Source organism: Phocaeicola sp. (assembly GCF_048170425.1).
Lineage (GTDB): Bacteria > Bacteroidota > Bacteroidia > Bacteroidales > Bacteroidaceae > Phocaeicola.
In genome coordinates, this window is sequence record NZ_DBEXBB010000275.1 from 1 (window position 1) to 3,656 (window position 3,656).

A 3,656-nucleotide genomic window follows, 5' to 3' on the forward strand; every position below is an offset into this window, starting at 1 on the left:
AAAAAACATTGCTCCTATTGAAGATTTCAACTGGGATGCGTATGAAAATGGTGATGCAGTAACCAGCGTAAGCAAAGAAGATCTTGAAAAAGCTTATGACAGCACGCTGAACAAAGTAAACGACCGTGAGGTTGTAGACGGTACTGTAATCGCAATGAACAAACGTGAAGTGGTTGTTAACATCGGTTACAAATCAGATGGTATCATTCCATTGAGCGAATTCCGTTACAATCCGGATTTGAAAATCGGTGATACTGTAGAAGTATACATCGAAAATCAGGAAGACAAAAAAGGTCAGTTGATCTTGTCTCACAAGAAAGCTCGCGCTACTCGTTCTTGGGATCGTGTTAACGCTGCTCTTGAAAACGAAGAAATTATTAAGGGTTACATCAAGTGCCGCACGAAGGGTGGTATGATTGTTGACGTATTCGGTATTGAAGCATTCTTGCCGGGTTCTCAGATTGATGTGAAACCTATCCGTGACTACGATGTATTCGTAGGCAAGACTATGGAATTCAAGGTTGTAAAAATCAACCAGGAATTCAAGAACGTGGTTGTTTCTCACAAAGCTCTTATCGAAGCTGAACTGGAACAGCAGAAGAAAGAAATTATCAGCAAACTTGAAAAAGGTCAGGTACTGGAAGGTACTGTCAAGAATATCACATCTTACGGTGTATTCATCGACTTGGGCGGCGTAGACGGTTTGATTCACATCACAGACTTGTCTTGGGGCCGTGTAAGCGATCCTCGCGAAGTTGTTCAGCTGGATCAGAAACTGAACGTCGTTATCTTGGACTTCGACGACGAAAAGAAACGTATCGCTCTTGGTTTGAAACAGTTGACTCCGCACCCATGGGATGCACTGGATCCTAACTTGAAGGTAGGTGATCACGTGAAGGGTAAAGTAGTCGTTATGGCTGACTACGGTGCATTCATCGAAATCGCTCCGGGCGTAGAAGGCTTGATTCACGTATCAGAAATGTCTTGGTCACAGCACCTGCGTTCTGCTCAGGACTTCATGAAAGTGGGCGACGAAGTAGAAGCTGTTATCCTGACTCTGGACCGCGAAGAACGCAAGATGTCTTTGGGTATCAAACAGCTGAAAGCTGATCCATGGGAAACTATCGAAGAAAAATACCCTGTAGGTTCTAAGCACGTTGCTAAAGTTCGCAACTTCACTAACTTCGGTGTATTCGTAGAAATCGAAGAAGGTGTTGACGGATTGATTCACATCTCTGACTTGTCTTGGACTAAGAAAATCAAACATCCTTCTGAATTCACTCAGATTGGTGCAGACATCGACGTAGTAGTTCTGGAAATTGACAAGGAAAACCGTCGTCTGAGCTTGGGTCACAAGCAGTTGGAAGACAATCCTTGGGATGTGTTCGAAACAGTATTCACTGTAGGTTCTGTTCACGAAGGAACTATCATCGAAATGCTGGATAAGGGTGCTGTAGTAGCATTGCCTTATGGTGTAGAAGGTTTCGCAACTCCGAAACACCTGGTAAAAGAAGACGGTTCTCAGGCTCAGCTGGAAGAAAAGCTGCAGTTCAAGGTAATCGAATTCAACAAGGACGCAAAACGTATCATCGTTTCTCACAGCCGTATCTTCGAAGATGCTGCTAAGGCAGAAGAAAAAGCAGAAAAGAAAGCTTCTAAGAAGGCTTCTAAGAAAGAAGAAACTCCGATGATTCAGAACCAGGCAGCTTCAACTACTCTGGGTGACATCGACGCTTTGGCTGCATTGAAAGAACAGCTGGAAGGTAAGAAATAATTCTTTCTATAAATAAACTCAAAAAGGGGTTGTACACTTGTACAGTCCCTTTTTTTTATCCTATATTTGCAGCGTCAAATAACTTAAAAACAGAACAACAATGATCAGACTAAACGTATTTATTCAAGTAGAAAAACAGAACTATGACCAGGTAGTAAACATAGCAAAGGAACTGGTAGCAGCCTCACTGAAAGACAGCGGATGCATAGCTTACGACCTCTTTCAGAGCACCACACGTCAGGATGTCCTGATGATTTGTGAAACATGGAAAGATACAGTTTCTCTTTCTGCACACGAGCAAGCTGCACACTTCACGACGCTGGTTCCCAAAATTCAGGAACTGGCAGCTATGAAACTGGAAAAGTTTGAATTCTAAACAAAGAACTTAAAAAAACGTATCATACGAAAAATCCCACCAGACTTCAGAAGTCTAGGTGGGATTTTTTATAAAGAAGCGAATTTTCTCACTTCTATAAATAATAATGAACGAACAAATCAAAGTTTAATTACCATTCTACAAACTTGCCGCGAGCCTTACGTTCCTTCAAGAGTTCTGCCAGGTGTTTATTCTTTGAAGAAGCAATGAAGCGACGTCCGAAGATATTCGGGATAGCTACCCCCAAGGCTATACACATAATCACAAGCCCGGAATTCACCCCGCTTTCTATGGCCTTCATCAAAGGAGTAACCTGATCAATGCTCTGCACATTCATATTGATTAATCCAAACAGCATACGATACATCAAAACCCCAGGAATCATCGGAATGACAGAAGGGATAGTCAGCACATGGTTGGGCACATGGAACCAGTGAACAGCTTTAATGGCAATCAGGCTGACCAGCACGGCGCCGGAGAAAGAACCAATAACCAGTCCCATATCCAAACCGATATTATCTGTGCTCGGTCCTAAGTTTACGAAGTTACGCGTACATACGGCAATAATACCTCCGATAGCTACTACCCACAACAAACGACGCTGTATGTTGAAAATCATCGAGAATCCCATGGCTGAAATTGCAGCAGCTATGGCATACTCCCAATACTGATGATGAGGAACCATACTGATGGTCGGGAAGAAATTTTCAATGTGACAAAGTTTCACGGCAAATGCGATACCGAATGCCATGGCTGACACCATCAATAATGTATTCACCGCCCGGACTATACCTACCTGAATATAATTGTCCAACATGTCGTCTACAAAGTTTATCAAAGGAACCCCGGGCACAATAAACAAGGCACAGGCAAGCAGTGGATGCCAGGGAGTAGAAGTCCATTCCGCAGGCAACAAGGTAGAAGCCCACGCGACGATAGTGGCGACAAAGGCAGAAATAGCAATTCCCATATAATGATTCAACCCTGATTCGTTGCATACCTGACGCAAGCGCATACCCAATATAGCCGCAATTGATGCATACAAGAATGCCACCCAGTCACAACCGAACTGAATGCAGAATCCACCACAAGCAAATCCAGCACCCACCGCCACTTGCCAAGGAGTGTAATTACGCTTTTTCTTACGAATCTTTTCCAGCTCTTCTTCATACTGGTCGAGCGTGTAATCATTTTCAATCGCACGCCAGGAAAGCTTGCTGACTTCCGAAATGGCCGTCATATTCACTCCATGACCTTCAATTCGCTGGAATTTAGTAAAAGAATAGTCACCATCGCTCACGTTCACCATCAACATGGTAAAACTAACGTTGATGTGAAGCTTCTCTTCGGGGATACCAAGATAAGCAGCCGTACGCTTCATGTTTCTTACAATACGGTTTGTATCGGCAAGGCTCTCTACCAATAATTTTCCCGTACGCAACAATAAATCCACCCTACGATGCAATTGCTGATCGTGAGCCTTTACAGTTGTCTCTAAATGTTCCT

General features: G+C 43.4%; 3 protein-coding genes. 2 read left to right on the forward strand and 1 reads right to left on the reverse strand.

Going from position 1 to position 3,656, the window contains the following annotated elements:
* Together rpsA and ACMJ0U_RS10870 are read left to right on the forward strand one after the other, a co-directional pair.
* A partial coding sequence (gene rpsA / locus ACMJ0U_RS10865; protein WP_417129936.1) for a 30S ribosomal protein S1 occupies nt 1-1,774 on the forward strand: 1,774 nt, incomplete at its 5' end.
* A gap of 100 nt (nt 1,775-1,874) precedes the next feature.
* The gene (locus tag ACMJ0U_RS10870) at nt 1,875-2,150 is read left to right on the forward strand and encodes a putative quinol monooxygenase (RefSeq protein WP_417129937.1); all 276 of its coding nucleotides are present in this window, start codon (nt 1,875-1,877) and stop codon (nt 2,148-2,150) included.
* A gap of 130 nt (nt 2,151-2,280) precedes the next feature.
* Here the strand turns inward: ACMJ0U_RS10870 and ACMJ0U_RS10875 are convergent.
* Nucleotides 2,281-3,656 (reverse strand): threonine/serine ThrE exporter family protein (locus tag ACMJ0U_RS10875; protein WP_417129938.1); only part of this gene is annotated, 1,376 nt, incomplete at its 5' end.

What these genes read in the sequence shown, in the direction of transcription:
- ACMJ0U_RS10870 (WP_417129937.1), top strand. Translation starts at nt 1,875, where the DNA reads ATGATCAGACTAAACGTATTTATTCAAGTAGAAAAACAGAACTATGAC.